General features: G+C 48.1%; 19 protein-coding genes. 3 read left to right on the plus strand and 16 right to left on the minus strand.

What is annotated here, in order from left to right; all coding sequences use genetic code 11:
- Positions 1–103: 103 nt before the first annotated feature.
- The 4 genes from QFZ48_RS18640 to QFZ48_RS18655 all read right to left on the minus strand — a co-directional run bounded on the left by QFZ48_RS18640 (position 104) and on the right by QFZ48_RS18655 (position 3,417).
- A complete protein-coding gene (locus QFZ48_RS18640) occupies positions 104–490 on the minus strand; it encodes a DUF3037 domain-containing protein (protein ID WP_429050575.1) in 387 nt (128 codons plus the stop codon).
- Positions 468–1,271: a HipA family kinase gene (locus QFZ48_RS18645; RefSeq protein WP_429050574.1), complete on the minus strand. Its 804-nt coding sequence runs from the start codon at positions 1,269–1,271 to the stop codon at positions 468–470. The genes QFZ48_RS18640 and QFZ48_RS18645 overlap by 23 nt, the downstream gene beginning before the upstream one ends.
- A gap of 83 nt (positions 1,272–1,354) precedes the next feature.
- Complete coding sequence (locus QFZ48_RS18650; RefSeq protein ID WP_429050573.1) at positions 1,355–2,422, minus strand: winged helix DNA-binding domain-containing protein; 1,068 nt, start codon at positions 2,420–2,422, stop codon at positions 1,355–1,357.
- A 53-nt stretch (positions 2,423–2,475) separates the two neighbouring features.
- Complete coding sequence (locus tag QFZ48_RS18655) at positions 2,476–3,417, minus strand: helix-turn-helix transcriptional regulator (protein ID WP_429050572.1); 942 nt, start codon at positions 3,415–3,417, stop codon at positions 2,476–2,478.
- Positions 3,418–3,523: 106 nt separating this feature from the next.
- Between QFZ48_RS18655 and QFZ48_RS18660 the strand changes: the two genes are divergently transcribed.
- Positions 3,524–4,477, plus strand: coding sequence for a hypothetical protein (locus QFZ48_RS18660; protein ID WP_429063206.1), 954 nt, complete (start codon positions 3,524–3,526; stop codon positions 4,475–4,477).
- Here the strand turns inward: QFZ48_RS18660 and QFZ48_RS18665 are convergent.
- From QFZ48_RS18665 to QFZ48_RS18720, 12 genes are all read right to left on the minus strand, one after another.
- Entirely contained in the window at positions 4,466–4,855 is a 390-nt protein-coding gene (locus QFZ48_RS18665) for a winged helix-turn-helix transcriptional regulator (protein ID WP_429050570.1), read from the minus strand. The two genes, QFZ48_RS18660 and QFZ48_RS18665, sit on opposite strands and share 12 nt — an antisense overlap.
- A 365-nt stretch (positions 4,856–5,220) precedes the next feature.
- Positions 5,221–6,072 carry an aldo/keto reductase gene (locus QFZ48_RS18670; RefSeq protein ID WP_429063207.1) on the minus strand — a complete coding sequence of 284 codons (852 nt, stop codon included), beginning with the start codon at positions 6,070–6,072 and terminating at the stop codon, positions 5,221–5,223.
- Positions 6,073–6,175: 103 nt separating this feature from the next.
- The gene (locus QFZ48_RS18675) at positions 6,176–6,673 is read right to left on the minus strand and encodes a zeta toxin family protein (protein ID WP_429063208.1); all 498 of its coding nucleotides are present in this window, start codon (positions 6,671–6,673) and stop codon (positions 6,176–6,178) included.
- A complete protein-coding gene (locus QFZ48_RS18680; protein ID WP_429063209.1) occupies positions 6,634–6,834 on the minus strand; it encodes a hypothetical protein in 201 nt (66 codons plus the stop codon). The genes QFZ48_RS18675 and QFZ48_RS18680 overlap by 40 nt, the downstream gene beginning before the upstream one ends.
- Positions 6,821–7,102, minus strand: a complete 282-nt coding sequence (locus QFZ48_RS18685) for a hypothetical protein (RefSeq protein WP_429050566.1) — start codon at positions 7,100–7,102, stop codon at positions 6,821–6,823. Before QFZ48_RS18685 ends, QFZ48_RS18680 begins: the two co-directional genes overlap by 14 nt.
- Positions 7,103–7,202: 100 nt before the next feature.
- The gene (locus QFZ48_RS18690; protein WP_429063210.1) at positions 7,203–9,020 is read right to left on the minus strand and encodes a cytochrome-c peroxidase; all 1,818 of its coding nucleotides are present in this window, start codon (positions 9,018–9,020) and stop codon (positions 7,203–7,205) included.
- Positions 9,007–10,575: a purple acid phosphatase family protein gene (locus QFZ48_RS18695; RefSeq protein WP_429063211.1), complete on the minus strand. Its 1,569-nt coding sequence runs from the start codon at positions 10,573–10,575 to the stop codon at positions 9,007–9,009. The genes QFZ48_RS18690 and QFZ48_RS18695 overlap by 14 nt, the downstream gene beginning before the upstream one ends.
- 10 nt (positions 10,576–10,585) lie before the next feature.
- Positions 10,586–11,671, minus strand: a complete 1,086-nt coding sequence (locus tag QFZ48_RS18700; protein ID WP_429050563.1) for a phytase — start codon at positions 11,669–11,671, stop codon at positions 10,586–10,588.
- A gap of 18 nt (positions 11,672–11,689) precedes the next feature.
- Positions 11,690–12,103 carry a hypothetical protein gene (locus QFZ48_RS18705; RefSeq protein ID WP_429063212.1) on the minus strand — a complete coding sequence of 138 codons (414 nt, stop codon included), beginning with the start codon at positions 12,101–12,103 and terminating at the stop codon, positions 11,690–11,692.
- Positions 12,087–12,956: a hypothetical protein gene (locus QFZ48_RS18710; protein WP_429063213.1), complete on the minus strand. Its 870-nt coding sequence runs from the start codon at positions 12,954–12,956 to the stop codon at positions 12,087–12,089. The genes QFZ48_RS18705 and QFZ48_RS18710 overlap by 17 nt, the downstream gene beginning before the upstream one ends.
- 23 nt (positions 12,957–12,979) lie before the next feature.
- On the minus strand, positions 12,980–15,742 hold the full coding sequence (locus QFZ48_RS18715; RefSeq protein WP_429063214.1) for a TonB-dependent receptor domain-containing protein: 2,763 nt from the start codon (positions 15,740–15,742) through the stop codon (positions 12,980–12,982).
- Positions 15,743–15,981: 239 nt separating this feature from the next.
- Positions 15,982–17,559, minus strand: coding sequence for a tetratricopeptide repeat protein (locus tag QFZ48_RS18720; RefSeq protein WP_429063215.1), 1,578 nt, complete (start codon positions 17,557–17,559; stop codon positions 15,982–15,984).
- Between the two features lie 187 nt (positions 17,560–17,746).
- On the opposite strand from QFZ48_RS18720, the gene QFZ48_RS18725 reads away from it, so the two are divergent.
- A complete protein-coding gene (locus tag QFZ48_RS18725; protein ID WP_370908123.1) occupies positions 17,747–18,523 on the plus strand; it encodes a 3-keto-disaccharide hydrolase in 777 nt (258 codons plus the stop codon).
- Positions 18,524–18,653: 130 nt separating this feature from the next.
- Complete coding sequence (locus QFZ48_RS18730) at positions 18,654–19,256, plus strand: RNA polymerase sigma factor (RefSeq protein ID WP_429063216.1); 603 nt, start codon at positions 18,654–18,656, stop codon at positions 19,254–19,256.
- Positions 19,257–19,270: the final 14 nt, after the last annotated feature.

The raw sequence follows: 19,270 nt of genomic DNA on the forward strand, positions 1-19,270 counted from the left end.
GCGAATATATCCACTTATATCTCCCCAAATCTTTTAAATCAAAAGTGATCAAATCCCCTGAATCAGTATAATCAGTGTAATCAGCGGGAAAGACAAAATCCGCTCAAAGCACCAGCTGCCGGTGCAACCGCATCAGCGTATCTTCCGCATTGGCGCTGCAAAAACCGGGATGTACCCTCGATGTTTGCACCACGCTGCTGCGCGTGGCAGTTAGCCAGCGGAAGCGGCTGGCAATATCCAGTGCCCCGATCGGGCCGCCTGCTTTGCTGCCGTTGGAAATTTCCACAAAGGCATCCAGGTAGGGGCGGATGGTGTTGACATCTGTTTCAGGAGAAAGTGCGTGTAATTTTTCTTCGTTTAATGCATATACCGCCCGTAAAAATTTTTGTTGCCTGCAATAGAGGATAACACCAACATTCAGAAACTCTTCCCGCTCTACGCTTGGCACCACCCGTATTACGGCGTATTCATATAAGTGATTGTCTTGCATGTTGTGCTTCTTTTACAAAAATGCCGGAGTGGCTGATCCGGTTTGTTAAAAATTCAAAATATACCTGGCGTCTTTCTTCCGGTGTAACATCATTGCTGTCGTCGCTGCGCAGCCATTCTTCGGGAATGATGTTTACAACGGCGCGTATCCGTTCCGGTGTGAGGATCAGGTTGAAGGCAGCATCTACTTGTTCCAGTTCACTTGCCTGTGGCAACAGCACATGATCCTTTACCTGTACAAAGGGACGGAGGGACTGTTCCTGCCAGTTTTGCCAGGAGTGATGAAAATAGAGCGAGGCCCCGTGATCAATAAGCCATAGTTCATTGCGCCACATGAGCATGTTGGTGTTGCGGGCAGTACGGTCTACATTGGTCAGGAGGCAGTCGAGCCACACGATCTTCGATGCAGTTAAAGCATCGATGGTATTTACCGTAGGGTCGTATGTGGTGGCGCCGGATAAATAGTGCAGGGCAAGATTGAGGCCCACGCTTTTTTTCAGGAGGTCCTGTATTTCCTCGTCGGGTTCTGTACGGCCAAAGGCGGCGTCGAGATGGGCAAATACAAGTTCCGGTATTTTCAGTTTGAGTATCCTGGCCAGTTCACCGCCTATTAGTTCAGCGATGAGCGCTTTTACGCCTTGTCCGGCGCCTCTGAACTTCAGGGCATACAGGAATCCGTCGTCTGCTTCGGCGATGGCCGGCAGCGAACCCCCTTCACGTAACGGCGTTACGTAGCGGGTTACATTCACCGTTCTTAGCTGAAGTTGAATATCGTCTATCATCTGATAATCTGGTTATCGTTTTCTAATATGAGTCTATAGTCAAACAAAGTAACCAAATATCAGGCACTTTTGCCACAGGGCTTTTATATAGCGGTTACGCTTTGCAGCTCCTTTCCCATAAAAGCCGCATAGGCAGCCGCTGCGGTGTCTACTGTTGTTTTCTTGCCGGGAGAAACCAGTTGTGTGGTAAGTGCAATATGCCGGTTCCCTTCTTTCCGGTTCCAGATACCACCAATTTTTCCATTGATCACTACTACGGGCTTAAAGATGCCATAACCGGCGGTGGATTGATGTTCGGCCGGGAGGATATCGCTGCGGTCTTTGTAGGCCACGGCGTATTCATCGTACCAGGGCAGGAGCAAGGTAGAGGGAGTGGTGCGTTTAGTCAGTGGCGTGCCGCCGGTAAACCAATAGGCCTGGCCGTTGACGACCGTATGAGTGAGCTGTGCTTTGTTGAGCTGCAGTCCTGTTTTGATATCGGATATATTTAACCCGCTCCACCACTGGAAGTCCTGGATAGTAGCAGGTCCCCTGCTGCTGAAGTAGCACAGGGTGAGGCGGGCGATGGCTTCTTCCCGGCCGGGCGCCGCGGTGGCGGGTACACGGTCGGCAAGCAAGGCATAGGTGAATTGTTTTCCCTGCCTTGGGCCGCTGCAGATAAGTCCATCCAGCTCCGCATCCATCAGGAGAAATCCGAGCCGGATATCATCGGTGTTGATCTTTGCTTTGGCGAGCAGCGGAAGAAGGGCTGTGCGGGGAAGGTAGGTATGATCGCTGAGCGCTTTGGTAATAATGGCGCTGCTGCGTTTCAGGTCTTTGTCGGAGATGCCCAGTTTTACATGCAGCCGTTTATTAAAGGCTTTTATTTTAGGCGCTGTCAGTTGCAGCATCCAGCGGATGTCTTCCGGCGCCACAAAGTGCCAGGTAGGGCGCAGTACATGAGTGCGCAGGATCTTTCCTTCGTTAAAGTCCTTTTCAATGGAGGCGTCGGTGCTGCCTTTAATACGGTTCCCGATGGCCCATTTGGCGCCTGCATAATCCTGCGCCTGGATGCAGCCCATCCAGCGTACTAGGTCGGCGGGCCGGGTAAACCGGGAATGGAGGAGCTGCTGCTGATGCAGCCGGTGTTGTATGATCTGCAAGCTGTTCATATCCCAAAATTACCGGTGGGGTGTGACAACGGTATGTCAGTTGAGAAAACGGGTCAGGAAACTTTTTTCAGCATCTCCCGCAAACGGTCTTTTACCAGGGTTTTAAGGGAAGCTGGTGAAATAATATCTGCCTGGTCAGCGAAGGTGATATACCAGCGGGAAAATGCTTGTATACAGGGCGCTTCAAACTCCATGCGGGTGTGGGTTTTGCCTGCTTTCTCGCTGTTAAAGCCATAATTATATTTCTGTTCCGTAAGATACCTGGCCATATCGTTATGCACGTTGATCACTACCGGGAACGACTGCCCGTTATTTTTAGGTTTGTTTGCCAGGTATTCCGTCAGGGAGATGTGTTCCTGGTGAAATGGCCGGCCGGTATCTTTTACCGAAAGCATCCGCTCTGTTCTGAAAGGATGATATTTTTTGGAGGTGGTACAAAAGGCGATGGCATTCCAGCTGCCGTTTTCCCGGAAAATACCAATGGGCTCTATGTCCCTTTCGTTAACACCGGTTTCGGTGGCATACCGGATATGCAGCACTTTCTTTTCACCTATTGCCCTGATGAGCAGGGGAAGGGTGTCGTTGAGCAGGTGATTATGTTCAGATACCTTATGTTTAACGGCAATGTTTTCTTCCAGGTCTTCCAGCAATTTTTTCTGTGCATTACGCAGTACAGCTTTTACTTTGAACATCGCGCCTTTAAAGCGTTCGCTGTTTTGCAGGTCGGCATGGTGTTCCAGCATTTTTTCCGCCATCAGGAAGGCAATCACTTCTTCTTCGGTAAACATTACCGGCGGCAGGCGATAGCCTTCCATAATGGAATATCCCAGTCCTTTTTCGCCGATAACAGGCACCCCGGCCTGTTCCAGCGATCGTACATCGCGGTACACCGTACGCAGGCTCACATCAAAGCGGTCGGCAATTTCCTGGGCCAGCACCAGTTTTTTGGATTGCAGGTGAATGAGAATAGCGGTTAATCGGTCGAAGCGGTTCATTGTTGGAATCAGTTGTAGGTTGAAGTAACTAAATTACTGATTTCCCGGGATATCGTTTTTGCGCCGTGAATACTACCTTTGCCGGCACAGATAATAGCTTAAAGTTATGATGAAACGTTTGTTTGTTGTGGTATGCCTCCTGGCCGGATGGGTAGCCGCCTGTTTTGCACAGTCGGATGAGTACCTGAAAAAGAAGAATGTCCCCGATACCATTTTACAGAACCGCACCCTGTTACTGGCAGGTACTTTTAATGCACAGAAAGCGCTGCTGCAACTGTTCCCCGGAAAATATTACAATCTCACCAAAGATAGTTACCGGAATGAGCTGATCAACTGGGAATGCAAAACCTGTAAACCCAAACCTTACCCGGATGTAAATGAAGACGGCAACCCTGTATTTCCTTACCCCGAAGGCGTGGCCACCCGCCTGATCAATGAAATGGATTTTAAAGATGCCACAGGCTTACAGTATAAGGTGATCAGTTTTAACCATTCGGTATTTGATGAAGAAGGTTTCCAGACTTCGCGTTTCACCGGCGGACTCCTCGGCCTTGCCAAGTTTGTACTCACCGACGAGGGCTGGAAACTAAGGATGTTTCAACCGGCTATCCAGGCGTACGGCGCTTTTTCTAAGTGCCCCACGCCAAAGCCACTGCTGATAGGCGATGATCAGTATGCGTTTATGATTAAACATAGCAACGGACCTGCAGGTGGTCCATACTATGGCGATTATTTCCTGGTTGCCGGAATCAATGGCGGCTATCAGCAGGTAATGGCTGCTCACAACGCAGAACGAACAGAAGTCGGAGCGGAGGAAGGGTTATCCAGCTGGAGCAGTGAGTATACGGTGCCGGCGGGCGATAAAAAGTACTTCCGCGATATTGTAATCACCCTTAAGGGAACCGCTACTGCCACGGATACCGACGGGCTTCCGGATGAAGTGAAAAGCCTGCTGAAAGGCAAAAAGAAAATACGGTTTACGGCCGTGAAAAGATATGTATACATGGGCAGCAAAGGCTACCAGCTGCAGCTGCCGGTGAAAGCTACGTTAATCAACTGATGCCGTTTCCAGGGCAGGCAATTTCAGGCTGCGCCCTGTGATTTTTTTCCGGTGCATGGCGCCCCATACCGTTAATGAATGGAGCACATCTCCCAGGGTGTCACTGTAATCGGTCAGCTCATACTCCATAAGTTGACTGCCGGCTACCGGTATTTTTTTCACAAAACCATTCAGCTCCAGCTCTTTCAGTTCATTCGACAATACCTTTGCCGAAATACCTTCCACTAAACGCTGCAGTTCATTAAACCGCCTGCGGTGATCTATCATAGCCACAATGATCTTCAGTTTCCACTTGCCGCCAATGGCATACATGGCGTCTCCCACTGCTGCGAGCGAGGCAGCACATACTTCTGCTGAAGGATGATGTCTTTTATCCATTTGCATATATTTTAACTTCCCTGGGTTAGCAGTAACCAAAGGTAAGTAGTTTTCGAAATAAATTCGCGGGGGTTGTCTTGAGCGCTGATTACGCTGATTATGCTGATTTTAAGGATTGGATCAGGTTGGATTTTAAAAAGATTCGGGGAGAAGTAAGCGAAGATCGCGGCGAATTTTGTCTTTCTCAGGATTACGCTGATTTTACTGATTTTACTTTTTTGATTTTAAAGGATCAGGGAGATATAAGCGGATATATTCGCTCGTATCTCCCTGAATATTTTAATAAAATCCAGAAAATCAAAAAAGTAAAAATCCGGGTAATCAGTAAAATCAGCGTAATCAGTGCTCAAGACAACCTCCGCGTTTTATTTACTCAGCGCATCGAAGTCCTCGTCAGAGAGCGTGATCGATCCTGCCTTAAGGTTTTCTTCCAGGTGGGCAATGCTTTTGGTGCCAGGTATCAGCAGGATGTTGCTGGCGCGTTTCAGCAGCCAGGCCAGTGCAATCTGCGCCGTGGTGGCATGGTGGCGGGCAGCAATTTTGCTGATCTTTTCTTCCAGGGTATGCGGACCGGAAGCCAGTGGGTACCAGGGAATAAACGCAATGCCTCTTTCAGTGGTATAATCCAGTACGGATTCCCATTGGCGGTTACCGAGGTTGTACAGGTTTTGTACAGACGCAACAGGCACTACCTTTTCTGCTTGCTCGATCTGTTCAATAGTTACTTCAGACAGCCCCACATGTTTAATTTTACCGGCTTTTACTGCTGCTACTACCGGCGCCAGGGTTTCTTCTACCGGGATGTTAGGATCAATGCGGTGCAACTGCCAGAGATCTATTATGTCCGTCTTCAGATTTTTGAGGCTGTTGTCGATGTCTTTGGCAATCCATTCCGGGCGGCCATCAGGTACCCACTGGTTGGGGCCGGGGCGCTGAAAGCCACCTTTGGTAGCGATAATAAGGCCTTTTTGATAGGGATGCAGCGCATCCGCAATGAGGCGTTCATTGGTCCCTGGACCATAAGCCGCCGCAGTGTCAATAAAGTTCACACCGGAAGCCACCGCTTGTTGTAATACCTTAATGGCATTGGGACGGTCGGCTGCATCGCCAAATACGCCGTTGCCGGTTAATTGCATAGCGCCGTAACCCACACGGTTAATATTGAATTCGCCTCCTAAAAGAAAGGTGGCGGCGGGAGATATTTGTGTTTTTTCCATTTTTTTATGATTTGCTGGATCAAAGGTAGGGGTAACGGCTGATCCGGAAATTGTGAAAATAACAGGAAGAGTTGTATAAATCAAAGAATGAGGGGACAGGATATTAATTTTTTTTCACAGTTTTAAGCTGGGCATGCAGATAATCTGCCACCATCTTAGCAATTGAAGGTAGTCCTTTCTTTAACCAGGTCTTTTTCAATGAAGATTCTTTAGCCATTACTACTTCGTTATCTTCCAGTTTAACAAGTAAAGTAGGTTTAATCATTCCGTCATACCGGCAAATAACCTTAAATGTATTGCTATAGTTGTTGATGTGTTCCAGATTTTTCTCATAAACGCCCTTAATGGTCCTTGCATCTACAGCATGTCCACCTTCTTTCACTCTTTGCTCACAATCTTTTATTTTATCGAGACATAGGTAGTTAAGTTGAATTTGATAGCCTTTGTTTTCAAAACGGTCTATGTACTTCCAGTAATCAGGATGGGATAAGGGCGTTTCCAAAACAAAGTGGTGATTTGCAAGAATGGCTTCGTCCATTTTAGAAATCAAAAAATCTTCCATCATTTGTGCGGAGCGGTTTTTGATCTGGTCTGGTGACATTCCATCTTTCTCCAGTTGTTTTCAATATTTGTCCGCGTTAAGTCCCTGTCGAAAGGTAAAACGCCTTCAAATAGTGAAGGTAACATCGATTCAATGTGTGTGGACTTACCTGCTCCGTTTGGCCCGGAAATGACTAGTAGTGTTGGCTTAGAGTAATCCATTTTCTCTCCGGTACTGTTGCCTGATGGTATTAGATTCCAGATCTGATAAACGACGCACAAGCCGCGTTTCTATTTCAGCACCAATAGTATAAACTTCTTGAATTTCAATATGACCATCTGCATATTCATAAAAACCTTGTCCCTCCGGTAGTTTATCAGAGAGCATCAGGAACGGCAGGTTATTGCTAAAATTTCTTTTTCTTATTTTTTCAATAGTAGCAGTAAATTTTCTATCCTGCAAAGCAATTTCAGATTCAATATTTGTCATATGGATAATGCTAAATTACTGTGCCAATTTTGAATGCCGTTTATAAAGTGTTGATAATTAGTTGTTTGCAAGGGAATGTTATTCGCCTTTTTTGTCTATATTATCTTCGGGTTTCCATCTTATCCGTCAACGCATGAATAAACGCTATCAGGTCCTTAATCTCCGCTTCCCGGAGATTCAGCGGCGTGGAAGAAAGCGTTTGATAAGGATCAGTCATTCCCACTCCATTGCCGCCGCCGGCATTATAAAATTCCATTACTTTTTCAAGATCCCGGAATGCGCCATTATGCATGTAGGGAGCGGTCATAGCGCTGTTGCGTACGGTGGGCGTTTTGAAGGCGCGCTGATAATAAGCAATCGGGAAAAATTCAAACCTGCCGGCATCCGTATCGCGTCGCGGATGCTGGAGATCATCGTTGGCAGGCATGCCGAGGTTTTCAAATTCCGTGAACTGGTATAAGGGCGGCGTTAGACCGTTGAACAGCGGGGCAAAGTGACAGGTAGCGCATTGCGCTTTCCCGGTGAATAAGTTGAAACCCCGGATCTGCGCGGGTGTCATGGCGTTTTTGTTGCCGGCAAAATATTCATCCATTGCGCTGTTCATAGGAGCGAGGGTGCTGAGGTAAGCAGCAATGGCGGTGGCCAGGTGGGGCATGGTAACAGCGGTACTGTCTTCCGGGAAGGCGGCCGCAAAGGCTTCGCGGTAATGCACGCTGTCTTTTAACCGGCTGACGATCACGGCAGGATGGCCGTTCATTTCCTGCGGGTTGCTGATCACGGTGAGTATTTGTTTTGATAAGGTACCCGCTCTTCCATCCCAGAACTGCGCATATTGGAATGCGGTATAGGTGAGGCCCGGCGCATTTCTTCTTACCACGGCTTTATCATCCAGCGTCCTGCTGGTGCGAAGTCCGTCGCTGAAGTATAATTCCGGGCGGTGACAGGTACCACAATGGCGGGTGTTGTTCCCGGAGAGTGCCTTTTCGAAGAATAGTCGTTTTCCCAGTGCCTTTTCATTTTCCGTATATACTGCGCCGTTAGTAAAAGCTTTGAGGTCTATGGCGTTTTTACTGAAAAGGTTTGGAGCGTTATAGTTCAGCGCGCTGCGGGTGTGCTGGTCCAGCTGTAAAGCGCGTATCAGTGCGCCGGTGCTCTCCTGCAGGGGCAAACCGCAGGTGGTGAGGAATTCCAGCCGGTTAAAGTCATCGAAACCCGGATGCGTTTCCAGGTATTGTATACAAAGGGTGAGGTAATGGGCTACGGATTTTGTTTCGGGAGAAGAGCTGCTGAGCCAGGGTTCCATCACTGCCTGGATAGTTCGCATCGATTGCGCGGTTTCTGCAATGCCTGTTTTTAATTCCGGTGCATCGTAACCGGTGATGCCTCCTGCGTATAGGCGTACCAGTTCGAGCCGTATGCTTTCCATAATGGCTTTGTCGCTGGTAGTAAACTGGTAGAGCAGCGATGTAAGATCGGTGGCGGCAGTGCGGATTACCAGCGCTTCTGTTACCAGTTCTTTTTTCCGGGAGAAAGGATCGTTCTCAAACAACAGTACTGCTATCTGCTGTAACCCTGATGGCGCCTGGTATTCCATGTACGGTTCATCTATTTCCGTTTTGGCCGGGCGGTTATACACCATGGAAGAAGAGAAGAAAAAGTAATCAAGAAAAAACTCGATCCTTTTGTATTGTAAGCGGCATTTTTTCAGCGCTTCTTTGGCAGCCATAAGGCTGGCCGGATCATCTTTATCAATTGCCTGTATGGCCTGTTCCAGTTCCAGGGAAGCCGCCGAAAATCCGTTGGCGCCCTCCCTGAAAATGGCAATGGTATGGGTAACACCGCGGTCATCCGTGGATGGTGTAAAGCTATAAGCTACCAGCAGGCTGAATAACAGCCAGATGACCTTATTTCGATACATATACGGTGAAAGTATCTTTTACATTATTGTATGCATCCACTACGGTATATTTTGTGGTGGAAGCCGTGGGAGTTACGGTAATACTCCGCGTAGTGTCTTTACGGTTATTCCATTTATAAGTACCAATGAACGACGCGGTTAATGTTGCTGCTTCGCCTTTTTTGATACGGATATTGGTATTCCGGTTTACATTTTTCATCATGGAAAACTGGTCGCGGATGGTGCCATCTGCGCAGATCCATTTCAGGTCGAGGCGGTTGTCCTGTATTTCAAGAATGCTGGAGCCGCCGTGTTCTGCATCTGCAAAATACATGGCATTATGCGGGTAAACGGTTTGTTTGCCGCCCAGCTTACCGGCGGAGCCGCTCACTACGTATACAGTACCGGTGGTATGGATGCTGTCCTTGATGTATGGTGCGGAATTGCTGCCGCCATCGTACCGGCCGGAAGAGTTGCTCACGTTATGTTTGGCAGGATCAAAGCTGTTAGCCGGGCCGTAGTGCCCCTTGATCATCCTGGATCTTTCGTAATCATGACTATGCCCGTTCAGCACCAGGTCTACCCCGTTGCGCTCCAGTATCCGGATAAAGTTTTCCCGGATGTGTACCAGTTCATCTTCTTCATCGGAATTATGGGAGCCCATAGTATACGGCGGATGGTGCCAGTAGGCAATAACCCAGCCTTTATTTTTATTTCCGGCGAGGTCTTTCTTTATCCAGGTAACCTGCGGACCGGTGGTGTCGTACAGGCGGTAGGCGCTGTCTTCTTTGCCGTAGCTGTCCAGCGACAGGAAGTGAATGTTCCCGATATCAAAGGAATAGAACGAAGCCGAGTGGGAAGGTGATCCGCCGGATTCTCCTTCAGATGGCATGGAGAAGTTCTGGTAGTAGTTTGTTTGGTGCGACTGCTGCGCGGCAGCGGCAGAGATATCGGTATCATGGTAGTCATGATTGCCGGGCGCCGGGAACAGGGGATATTTCTTCAGCAGGTCATCTTTATAAACATTAAAAAACTTGCTTTGATATTCCGCATCGGTGCCGTTGGGATAAGCATTATCGCCTAATAATATCCATGCATTCAGGTAATTGCTGCCGATGTATTTTACCAGTTGTTCCTTTACCAGTTGCTGGTTGGGAGAGCCGTCGCCGCAATCGCCCAATGCTGCAATGCGGTACAGGTCTGTTTTACCGGCTTCGGGCAGGGTCATAAAGTAATTGTCTGTGTTGCCCTGCAATACCTCCTTATAGCCGCCAATGGAATAATAGTAGCGGGTGTTGGGCTGCAGGTGGGTAAGCAATACTTTATGTTCTGTTACCAGGTTGGCATCGTCTGCCTGCTGATCCAGCTTATCCGGAGCGGTGCCGTATTTCACACGGCTGCGGGCAGATGCATCGGTGCGCCAGCGGATCAGCATCTGCTGTGTACCTGCTGCCTGCAGGTAAGGACCACGGATCAGCTTTGCAGCGATGGGGTCTTTTTTAACAGCAGCATCCTGTGCCTGCACCGGGCCTAAACCGGCCAACAGGCACAGGGAAGCGAGAAAGATAGATTTCATATATGGGACACTATTTTTTTGTTGGCGCTGATTCCAGCTCTTTACCGGCGATATCTTCCCAGCGATAATAATGGAAGGTCCGGTCGTCGCTCATCACTACAAATAATCCATGTTTGAAAGTATTGTTCAGTGGCACATTTACCATATCAGAGCCATCGCTGTGGCTGGCGCTTACTTTCACTGTTTTCAGCAACATATGTGTTGTTCCTGCTCTGTTGAAGATATGAAATTTGTTGGCACCCTGGTCAGATACCAGGATATATCCTTTGGTGGAAGACGTTTTATAAATGGAGATGCCTTCATGATCTTCTGTAAAACCGGTGGTACCGAAAACTGTTAATTCTTCATTACCTTTTTCGGGATCAGCGTAATATTGCCGTACGCCGTACTGTTCATCCGAATAATAAACATAACCGGCTTGGTTATCTACCGCAATAGCTTCTATTTCCTTTTTGCCACTGTAGTGGCCAAACTTACGTACCAGCGTGGCTTTTATTTTTCCTGCACCGTTATCAGAGATACGGTATTGCCATAAATAGGTCCCATCCTGCGGGCCGGTTTTACGGCCTGCTATAACATAGTGTTCGTTCTTTTTATTAGTGTAAACAGCCACCCCCATAAGATCACGGAACTGTGTGCCGGTTTCGCCTTCAAATGCCGGGATGCCGCCATCATCGATGGGCTGCATGTCTGGTAATGAATAGAAGCGGAGTTTATGCGTGATGCGTTCCGTGGTAACGGCATAGTCTATACGTTTTCCGTTGAGGAGCAACCCATATGCGATGTCCACATTATTGGGGCGTTGCAGGTTGGGTACTATCTGTTTGATCTTCCCTTCGAGGTCAAACACATACAGGGCGCCCTGGGCCGATTTATCAGTGCCTATCACCAGGCTCTGCGCGGGATTTTGCGGGTTTACCCAGATCGCCGGATCATCTGAATCAAACTTTACAGGTTCGGTGATTATCGCCGGCTGAATAATGGCAGTATCCGTATATACCTGCCCGTTAGCCCGGCTCGCCGGTCTTGCGCAGGCAAGAAAACACAGCAGTCCGGGTAGAACTGCTGCGGAAAATAATATATTGCGTGTAGTCATTACTGTGAGATCGCTGTTTTAGTTTTTAGTGCTAAATGCACCAATAAAAGAGGAAGGAGCGGGAGAAGCGTAGTTATTCCCATTCAGCTCCAGACCATTCGGGAAGTTACGGGTAAAAGCAGTGGTACCCTTGCCCAGCGCGGGCGAACCGGCCTGTAAATGAAAGTCCCAGCTGGTGTTAAAGTTTGGGCTATCCATTGGTGTGCTTAGCGGGTAATTTACAAATTTCGGGTCATTCTCACCGGCTTTGGTACCAATAACGTCGTTGGCGCCGCTAACAATATCTTTCGCGGGCTGGAACTGATCTACCGTAGTTTGATTAAATCCGTAATAAAGATTGTTGCTGATCACCGAGCGACTGTCCTCTACTTTTTTAGTATCTCTCTTAATACCAAAACGTGTGTTGGCAAACAGGTTATTGTGCAGTTCCACGAATACTGTGGCCTCTACCCAAACGGAGCCGCCTTTTACAGTAGGCCTTCTCCAGCCGGTGTTTGAGCATGGTGTTGTTATAGGCAATCACGTGCGCCTGTGGCGTGCGCTCACCGGAATTGGATAACTTAAGGGCGTTGGTATTGGTAGAGTAGAAGAGATTATAACTTACATCCGCGATGCAGCCGGATTTGATGTTAATACCCTCTCCGCCGGTAATACCGGTAGTATAGAATTTATTATTGGAGAAGATGATCTTACCGCCTTCAATGTAGGTGCAGTCTTCATTAAAATTGCGGAAGATACAGTTATTAACAACCAGCTTGCCATTCACATTACTGTACCATAGCGCGGGCAGCGCTTCGCCGCTCACAGCTTTATACAAACCCAGTTTTACAGAGGTAGATGATTCGGTGGTGACAGCACCGCCGTATTCAAGGATAGTATTGTCTAACAATAGCTCTGCACAGGATTTCGCCGCGAGGATACCGCCCCATTGTTTACCAAACTTGCGGCTGTCGGTGCGGTAGTTTTCTTCAATGGTAAACCGCACTGGTTGTTCAGGTGTTCCCATGGAATACAGGTTTCCTTTTACAATTACTTCGGGTTTCACAAGCGTATCCATAATTACCAGCACGCCTTCTTCAATCACCAGCGTTTTGCCTTCAGGAACGGTGATATCGCCGGAAACACGTTGAATACTGCCTTTGGGCCAGATGCCCCATACATCGCCGTGAACAGTGCCGGAGCCAATGATGCCTTCGCTGAGGTCTACATCGCTGTTTGCTTTTTTACAGCCGGCGACAATAGTCAGTATCAATGCAGCGTAAAAGAGAATATTTTTATATTTCATGAGATGAATATTTTAGAATGAGTTTATAACTTGTAACGTACGCCGAGCAGGTAGGTTTGTTTATAATATTCTTTCCTGATCAGGGTTTCATTGGCCTTTCCCTGTCCGGGCATATTGGTATTGGCAGGATCTGTTCCTTTGATAAATATTTCTGTTGGAGTGTTCAGCAGGTTACCTGCTTTAACGAAGATGCTGAAGTTGTTTCTGAACCTTTTTTCTACAGAAAGATCCATTTGTATAAATCCTTTCTGCCACAGATCATTATCGATGTACTGGGAAACAGTGTTGATACGCGGACCGGTGTAAGCGCCGGCCAGCTGTGCATCCCATCCATACTGAATGTCTTTGTACAGCACGGAAAGGTTACCGATGTGTTCCGACTGTCCGTATAAAGGGCGGGTCTGATCCACAGCGATGGTCTCAACATCGCCTTTGTCATCCCGGATCCTCACGCTTTTAGAAGTGGTGATAGAAGAATGTGTATAAGTGTAGTTCGCTTTGAATCCTATCTTACTGAAAAATTTGATATAATCTATTTCCAGGCCGTAGTTACGGGCGGTACCAAAGTTGCCGGCAGAATAATACTGATCCTGCGGGCGGGTGGCATCTGCGCGGATGGTATTTTCAATCGGGTCCTGGATCCTTTTGTAGAATACACTTACCAGCAATTGGTCGGAGCGTTTCGGGAACAGTTCATAACGCAGGTCGAAGTTGTCCGCGATAGCGCGCTTCAGGTCCGGGTTACCGCGTTCCTGGTAGTCTTCCAGTATAATTTTGGAAGGAACAATTTCAAAGAAACCGGGACGGTTCAGTGAGCGGAAGTAGGAACCGCGTAAGTTCTGGTGTTTAGATAACTCGTATTTCAGGTTCAGGCTTGGCAATACATCGGTATATACCTGGTTGCCCGTGGGGCGGTCTTCTCCCTGTGGAAAAAACATATGATAACCCTGGTCGGTATGCTCTATGCGTGCACCAAAGGTTATTTCCAGTTCAGCTACTTCGAATTTAAACATACCATATACTGACGTCGTTTTTTCGGATGCGTCGTAAGTAAGCGGGTTGCCTACTGCGCCTCCGGGATTCTGGATCTCCCATACAATGTCTGTATAGCTGGTAAAATCTTTGCCATATACTGCATTGATATTCGCAGGTCGGAAGGTATAGTTGTTAAAGAAGCTGCTGCGTTGTTTGTCGCGGTACAGGCCACCTGCGGAGAAATCTACTTTGGTCCCGGCTATCCTGGCAGTGTACGTAAGATCGAGGTAGCCCGCGAGATCATTGTCTGTATTACGTTCCCAGCGACGGGAGGTACCGTTGTTTTCAATAGTGGTGCGTGTGTCCTGGAAGTTGTTCCTTACCCCGTTTAATGCGATGGTAGTATTGTCCGGCACTTCATTTTTGGCAGAAGAAAACACGGCAGACCACTGCAACTTTAATTTACCCGGAATGATATGGTGATCGCCATGCAAGGTGGAATTGTAGATCTGCTGGGTGGTTTTCCTGGAGCGGTTTTCAAACGTCAGCTGTGCATTGCCGGCTGCAGGATCAAATACGCCATCAGAGAAGTTGGTGGTAATACCTTCCCTTGTCTGGAAACTTTGCAGGTTCATATAGGCGTTGTAAAGCGACAGCTTATTATTTTCATTGAACACATAGTCGATCTTCCCGTGAATACCACTGCGCTGCTGTTGTTCGCTGTACTGCCTGTTTTGCATACTGGTAAGCACAGAGTAATGCCCCGTATCCATATCATTCTTATAGAATGTGCTGGTAGTACCGCGATAGGTGTTCTGGAAACTGCCGGCGAGGATCACACCCAGTTTATTGTGCAGGAAACGCTGGCCAACAGATAATCCTGCTACCAGGTTGGGGGCGAAGCTTTTGTTTTTATAATCAAGTGTGCCGGTGGCAAAATCTGCGGGAGTGGCATTGTAGCTTTTACCGTGCGCTTCGTAAGGTGATTTGGATTGTATGTTGCCGGCGTCAAAGGAAGTAAAGCCTTTATCCAGCACCATCTGGCTGTAGCCGGTGGCTACGTTGGCGTTGAGCGACAGTTTCCCGGGGGCGTCTTTCATTACCATGTTCACTACGCCGCCTACGGCGTCAGCCTCCATGTTGGGGGTTAAGGATTTATATACCTCGAGGCGGTCCAGCAATTCCGACGGGAAGATGTCCAGCGGCACGTAGCGGTATTTATTATCCGGGCTTGGTATTTTCACCCCGTTGATAAGTGTGTAGTTATATCTTTTGTCCATACCACGGAGAATGGCGTATTGCCCGTCGCCGTTGCTGCTGCGTTCTATGGAGATACCCGAAACGCGCTGGATCACGTTGGCCACAGTGAGGTCGGGCGATACTTCTATTGCCTGACCGGATACTACGTTCATCACCTGGACGGATTTCTGTTCCAGTTTGCGGGCGGTGTTTTCAGAGGAGGCTTTGGTGCCGCCGGCAATTACTACTTCACTCAGGTTTTTGCTGCTGCGTTCACTGAGGTAGATGTTGAGCGCGGGGTTGTCACTTTCCTGTACGGTAACTTCTTTTGTTAATGTTTTGTAGGTAAGATGGGAAATGTGCAGGGTGAATTTTCCTGCGGTGATCTTTTTAAATTCAAAGGAACCATCAAGCCCCGTGAGGGCTACCAGTTTGGTTTGGTCCATTACAACGGTGACGCCTACCAGCGGTTCGCCCGTTTTCTGATCGTACACATGTCCTTTCAGACTGCCGGCGCTGGCAAATGTGACGCTCAGCAGCAGACATAAAAGCGTTGTTAAAAGTGTCTTCATCTTTTTGGTGAATTTGATGCCGTTCGTGTTAGTGGCGAATGGCATCGCAAATGTGGGCTGCTCCAAAAAAAAATGCAAGAAAGCAGCGTAAGCAAAACGTAAACAGCGTTAACAACACCGTAAACAAAGCGTGATCAGCGTATACAAACAAGATGTAAGTTGTTGGTAGTTAGGTGTTTATTTGTAACAGGAGTCGCCATTACCATTATGTTACCGCAACGTTACCGGAAGGTTATGCTTCACAGGCTTTGCACAAAAGTGTTGAGCGTATCGCCTTCCGGAATGTTTAATTTTTTCCGGAGACGGTATCTTGCCACCCGTAAACTGTCGGATGAAATACCAAGAATGGTAGCCATATCTTTTGAGTCCATATTCATTTTATGGAGCGCCAGTAATTTGATATCGTTGTTGGTAAGATCGCTGTGCAACGCATTGAGTTTATCAAAAAACACCTGGTGTACCTGTTCAAAGATGCCGGTGAATTCTTTCCATTGTTTCTCGTGATTGACGGTCTGGTTAATTTTCAGCACCAGTTGCTGCAGTTGTTTTTTCTGGTCGCGTTTATCTTCCTGTACCATCTCTGAGAGGGTATTCCGCAGTTCATCTAGGAACTGGTTCCGTTGGATCACGTCCAGCGTATGGGTGGCTAGCTGCCTGCTTTTCAGTTCCAGCTGGTCTTTCTGCACGCGGTTTATTTCGGCATTCCGTTCAGATACGGTCTGGGCCTGGCTGATCTTCAGCTTCTGGCGGGAAATGGTAAGCAGGCAAAGGAGGATGAGTAATGCCACTACAATGACTACCGCCGTATAAATGATGCGGTTTATTTTATGGCTGTTTTCCAGCTGGAGGATTTCGTCGTTCTTTTTATTGGTATCGTACAGGATCTGGAGGAAATTCATCTGCTGGTTGTTTTGGGCAGAGTAGATGTCGAGCAAGCATTTGCGGCTGTACTCCATATAATAAAAGGCGCTGTCGTTCCGTCCGAGGAGATTAAACGCTTTGGCAATGTCTTTACAGGCCGCGGCTTCCTGGTACTTGTTATTGGTTTGCTGTGCCAGGGCGAGTGCTGCTCTGGAATAAGGCAGGCTGTTTTTTACATCGCCGGTTTTCCGGAGCACATCACCTATATTATTTAATACTTCTATGCCGGCTATCCGTTCATGGCTTGCCTCAAAGAGTTGCAGGGCCATGCGGAAGGAGGAGAGGGCGGTATCGTATTTTTCGAGGTCTTCATAAATGGTGCCCAGGTTTTCGTAGATGCCGGCCATGCCGAACGTGTCGCGTGCGCGCTGGTATTGTGTCAGCGCCAGTTCCTGGAAATACCGGGCGCTGTCGTATTGTTGCTGTTTTTCGTAGTAGTGACCAATGTGGCCATAGGTGGCGGCAATGCCGGCGGGATCATTTACCTGCCGGTACAGCTGAAGGGCTTTATCGTACTGCTTTTTGGCGCCTGGCTTATTAATATTGCGATAATAGAGCTGGCCCATATCATTGAGTACAGCCGCTTCGGCGGCTTTATGGCCGGTGACGGTAAAAAGAGTGGCCGCCTGCTGGTAGTATTCCAGCGATTTGGCGTAGTGCCCCAGGGTAAAGCAGATTTTTCCCATCTGGCGGAGGCATTTGCCGGCAGTGGCTTCATCTTTGTTACTGATAGCTGCATCGTGCATTTTGCGCAGGGCAAGAAAGGCGGCATCCGGTGATTCCTGGCTCAGCTTTCCTGCGGCTGCCAGCTGCATTTGCAGGGTGTCCTGTGCAGCGGTGGCGGTTACCGGGAAGACAGATAAGCATACTACGATAAACTGAAGAAAACGTTTCATTTGTAATGACAGCACGTATTAATTAAGTGTAATCAATCCGCAAAGAATGTTTTTTAGTGTTAACTGTATGTTACCAAACGGGCTGCCGCTGACATAAAAATGCTTGCTTACCGATACTATTTTATATATTATTGTGCCGCCGGTTACATTTTTTGACCCATAAATTAGTTCCAGTTAAATATTGATTATGAAAAAGAGAATCTTAGTTACCATGCTGCTGGCCGGAGGAATTGGCGCCGCCAATGCCCAGGAGAAAGCAAAACCTGAAGATACAGAAGTATATACCCCGGTGCCGCCGGAGGTAAAACCCGGAAAAAAATGTGGTGAAGCGCCTTCGGATGCGATCATCCTGTTCGATGGCAGCAACCTGGATCAGTGGGTAATGACCGACGACCGGGAGAAACCTGCAGAATGGCTGGTGAACAAAGGCATTCTGACGGTGAACAAAAAGTCAGGAAATATTGAAACAAAGAAGTCCTTTAAGAACTACCAGTTACATATCGAGTGGCGCGTTCCCGCCAATATCACCGGTACTGGTCAGGGCAGGGGCAACAGCGGCGTTTTCCTCGCCTCCATTGGTAAAGGGGATGCCGGTTATGAATTGCAGGTGCTGGACTCCTATAACAATAAAACGTATACCAATGGCCAGGCCGGCAGCATTTACAAGCAGTCCGTGCCACTGGCTAACCCTACCCTGAAGCCAGGGGAGTGGAATACGTATGATGTAATCTGGACAGCGCCCGTATTTGGTGCAGATGGCGCGTTGGTATCTCCCGCAAAAGTAACCGTAACTTTTAACGGCGTAGTGGTACAGAATGGCTATGAGCTGAAAGGCCCTACCCAATACATTGGTCAGGCATCTTACCGCCAGGCGCATGGCGCCAGCCCAATCAAGCTGCAGGCACATGGCGATAAGAGTGAGCCGCTCAGCTTCCGGAATATCTGGGTAAGAGAATTACAGTAACAAAAACGAATTTACAGGAGAGGGCTGCCGGAAACGACAGCCCTTTTTTATTTTTTTCTCCCCGTTCCATCATTTTCTTTACTTTTAATACAACGACGTTATGTAAAACTATTCCACTTTATCCGGTTCCATGGAGCACGTAAACATTGAAAAGAAATTGTTGCAAAGGGCTGCCGAAGGCCATGAGGAGGCGTTTACCCAACTCTTTTTCCTGTACAGGCATAAGTTGTACAGCTTCCTGCTGCGCTTAACGGAATCTCCCGAAATGACGGAAGACGTAATACAGGACGTATTCCTGAAATTGTGGAAGGACCGTGAAAACCTGGTGAACATTGAACAGTTTGGCGGGTATGTTTACCGGATGGCCCAACACCAGGTACTGAATGCGTTCCGCCGGATGGCGAAAGAAACACTGATCCTGGCTGAACTCACCAGGACGATCAAGGATGCCGCCCCCGCCGATGCCGCGGATAACCTGAGTGTCCGCGAGGTGAGGGAAAAGTTACAATACGCGCTGGATCATCTTCCCCCAAAACAAAAACTGGTGTATACCCTGAGCCGGGAACAGGGACTGAAACATGAAGAAATTGCCCGTCAGCTTAATATTTCCCCGTCTACCGTTAATAATCATATGATTGCCGCCCTGCGCACCATCCGCCAGCAGCTGGGCCCGCACCTGCATTCCATTACCGGCGCTTCCTGCCTCCTGATGATCATCGATGGCTTCTGCTGAAAAAATATTTTCAG

The sequence above is a fragment of the Chitinophaga sp. W2I13 genome (genome assembly GCF_050434005.1).
Lineage (GTDB): Bacteria > Bacteroidota > Bacteroidia > Chitinophagales > Chitinophagaceae > Chitinophaga.

Excerpts from the sequence above, each read along its gene's own strand:
- QFZ48_RS18640 (WP_429050575.1), bottom strand. The coding sequence starts at position 490 with ATGCAAGACAATCACTTATATGAATACGCCGTAATACGGGTGGTGCCA.
- QFZ48_RS18645 (WP_429050574.1), bottom strand. The coding sequence starts at position 1,271 with ATGATAGACGATATTCAACTTCAGCTAAGAACGGTGAATGTAACCCGC.
- QFZ48_RS18650 (WP_429050573.1), bottom strand. The coding sequence starts at position 2,422 with ATGAACAGCTTGCAGATCATACAACACCGGCTGCATCAGCAGCAGCTC.
- QFZ48_RS18655 (WP_429050572.1), bottom strand. The coding sequence starts at position 3,417 with ATGAACCGCTTCGACCGATTAACCGCTATTCTCATTCACCTGCAATCC.
- QFZ48_RS18660 (WP_429063206.1), top strand. The coding sequence starts at position 3,524 with ATGATGAAACGTTTGTTTGTTGTGGTATGCCTCCTGGCCGGATGGGTA.
- QFZ48_RS18665 (WP_429050570.1), bottom strand. The coding sequence starts at position 4,855 with ATGGATAAAAGACATCATCCTTCAGCAGAAGTATGTGCTGCCTCGCTC.
- QFZ48_RS18670 (WP_429063207.1), bottom strand. The coding sequence starts at position 6,072 with ATGGAAAAAACACAAATATCTCCCGCCGCCACCTTTCTTTTAGGAGGC.
- QFZ48_RS18675 (WP_429063208.1), bottom strand. The coding sequence starts at position 6,673 with ATGTCACCAGACCAGATCAAAAACCGCTCCGCACAAATGATGGAAGAT.
- QFZ48_RS18680 (WP_429063209.1), bottom strand. The coding sequence starts at position 6,834 with ATGGATTACTCTAAGCCAACACTACTAGTCATTTCCGGGCCAAACGGA.
- QFZ48_RS18685 (WP_429050566.1), bottom strand. The coding sequence starts at position 7,102 with ATGACAAATATTGAATCTGAAATTGCTTTGCAGGATAGAAAATTTACT.
- QFZ48_RS18690 (WP_429063210.1), bottom strand. The coding sequence starts at position 9,020 with ATGTATCGAAATAAGGTCATCTGGCTGTTATTCAGCCTGCTGGTAGCT.
- QFZ48_RS18695 (WP_429063211.1), bottom strand. The coding sequence starts at position 10,575 with ATGAAATCTATCTTTCTCGCTTCCCTGTGCCTGTTGGCCGGTTTAGGC.
- QFZ48_RS18700 (WP_429050563.1), bottom strand. The coding sequence starts at position 11,671 with ATGACTACACGCAATATATTATTTTCCGCAGCAGTTCTACCCGGACTG.
- QFZ48_RS18710 (WP_429063213.1), bottom strand. The coding sequence starts at position 12,956 with ATGAAATATAAAAATATTCTCTTTTACGCTGCATTGATACTGACTATT.
- QFZ48_RS18715 (WP_429063214.1), bottom strand. The coding sequence starts at position 15,742 with ATGAAGACACTTTTAACAACGCTTTTATGTCTGCTGCTGAGCGTCACA.
- QFZ48_RS18720 (WP_429063215.1), bottom strand. The coding sequence starts at position 17,559 with ATGAAACGTTTTCTTCAGTTTATCGTAGTATGCTTATCTGTCTTCCCG.
- QFZ48_RS18725 (WP_370908123.1), top strand. The coding sequence starts at position 17,747 with ATGAAAAAGAGAATCTTAGTTACCATGCTGCTGGCCGGAGGAATTGGC.
- QFZ48_RS18730 (WP_429063216.1), top strand. The coding sequence starts at position 18,654 with ATGGAGCACGTAAACATTGAAAAGAAATTGTTGCAAAGGGCTGCCGAA.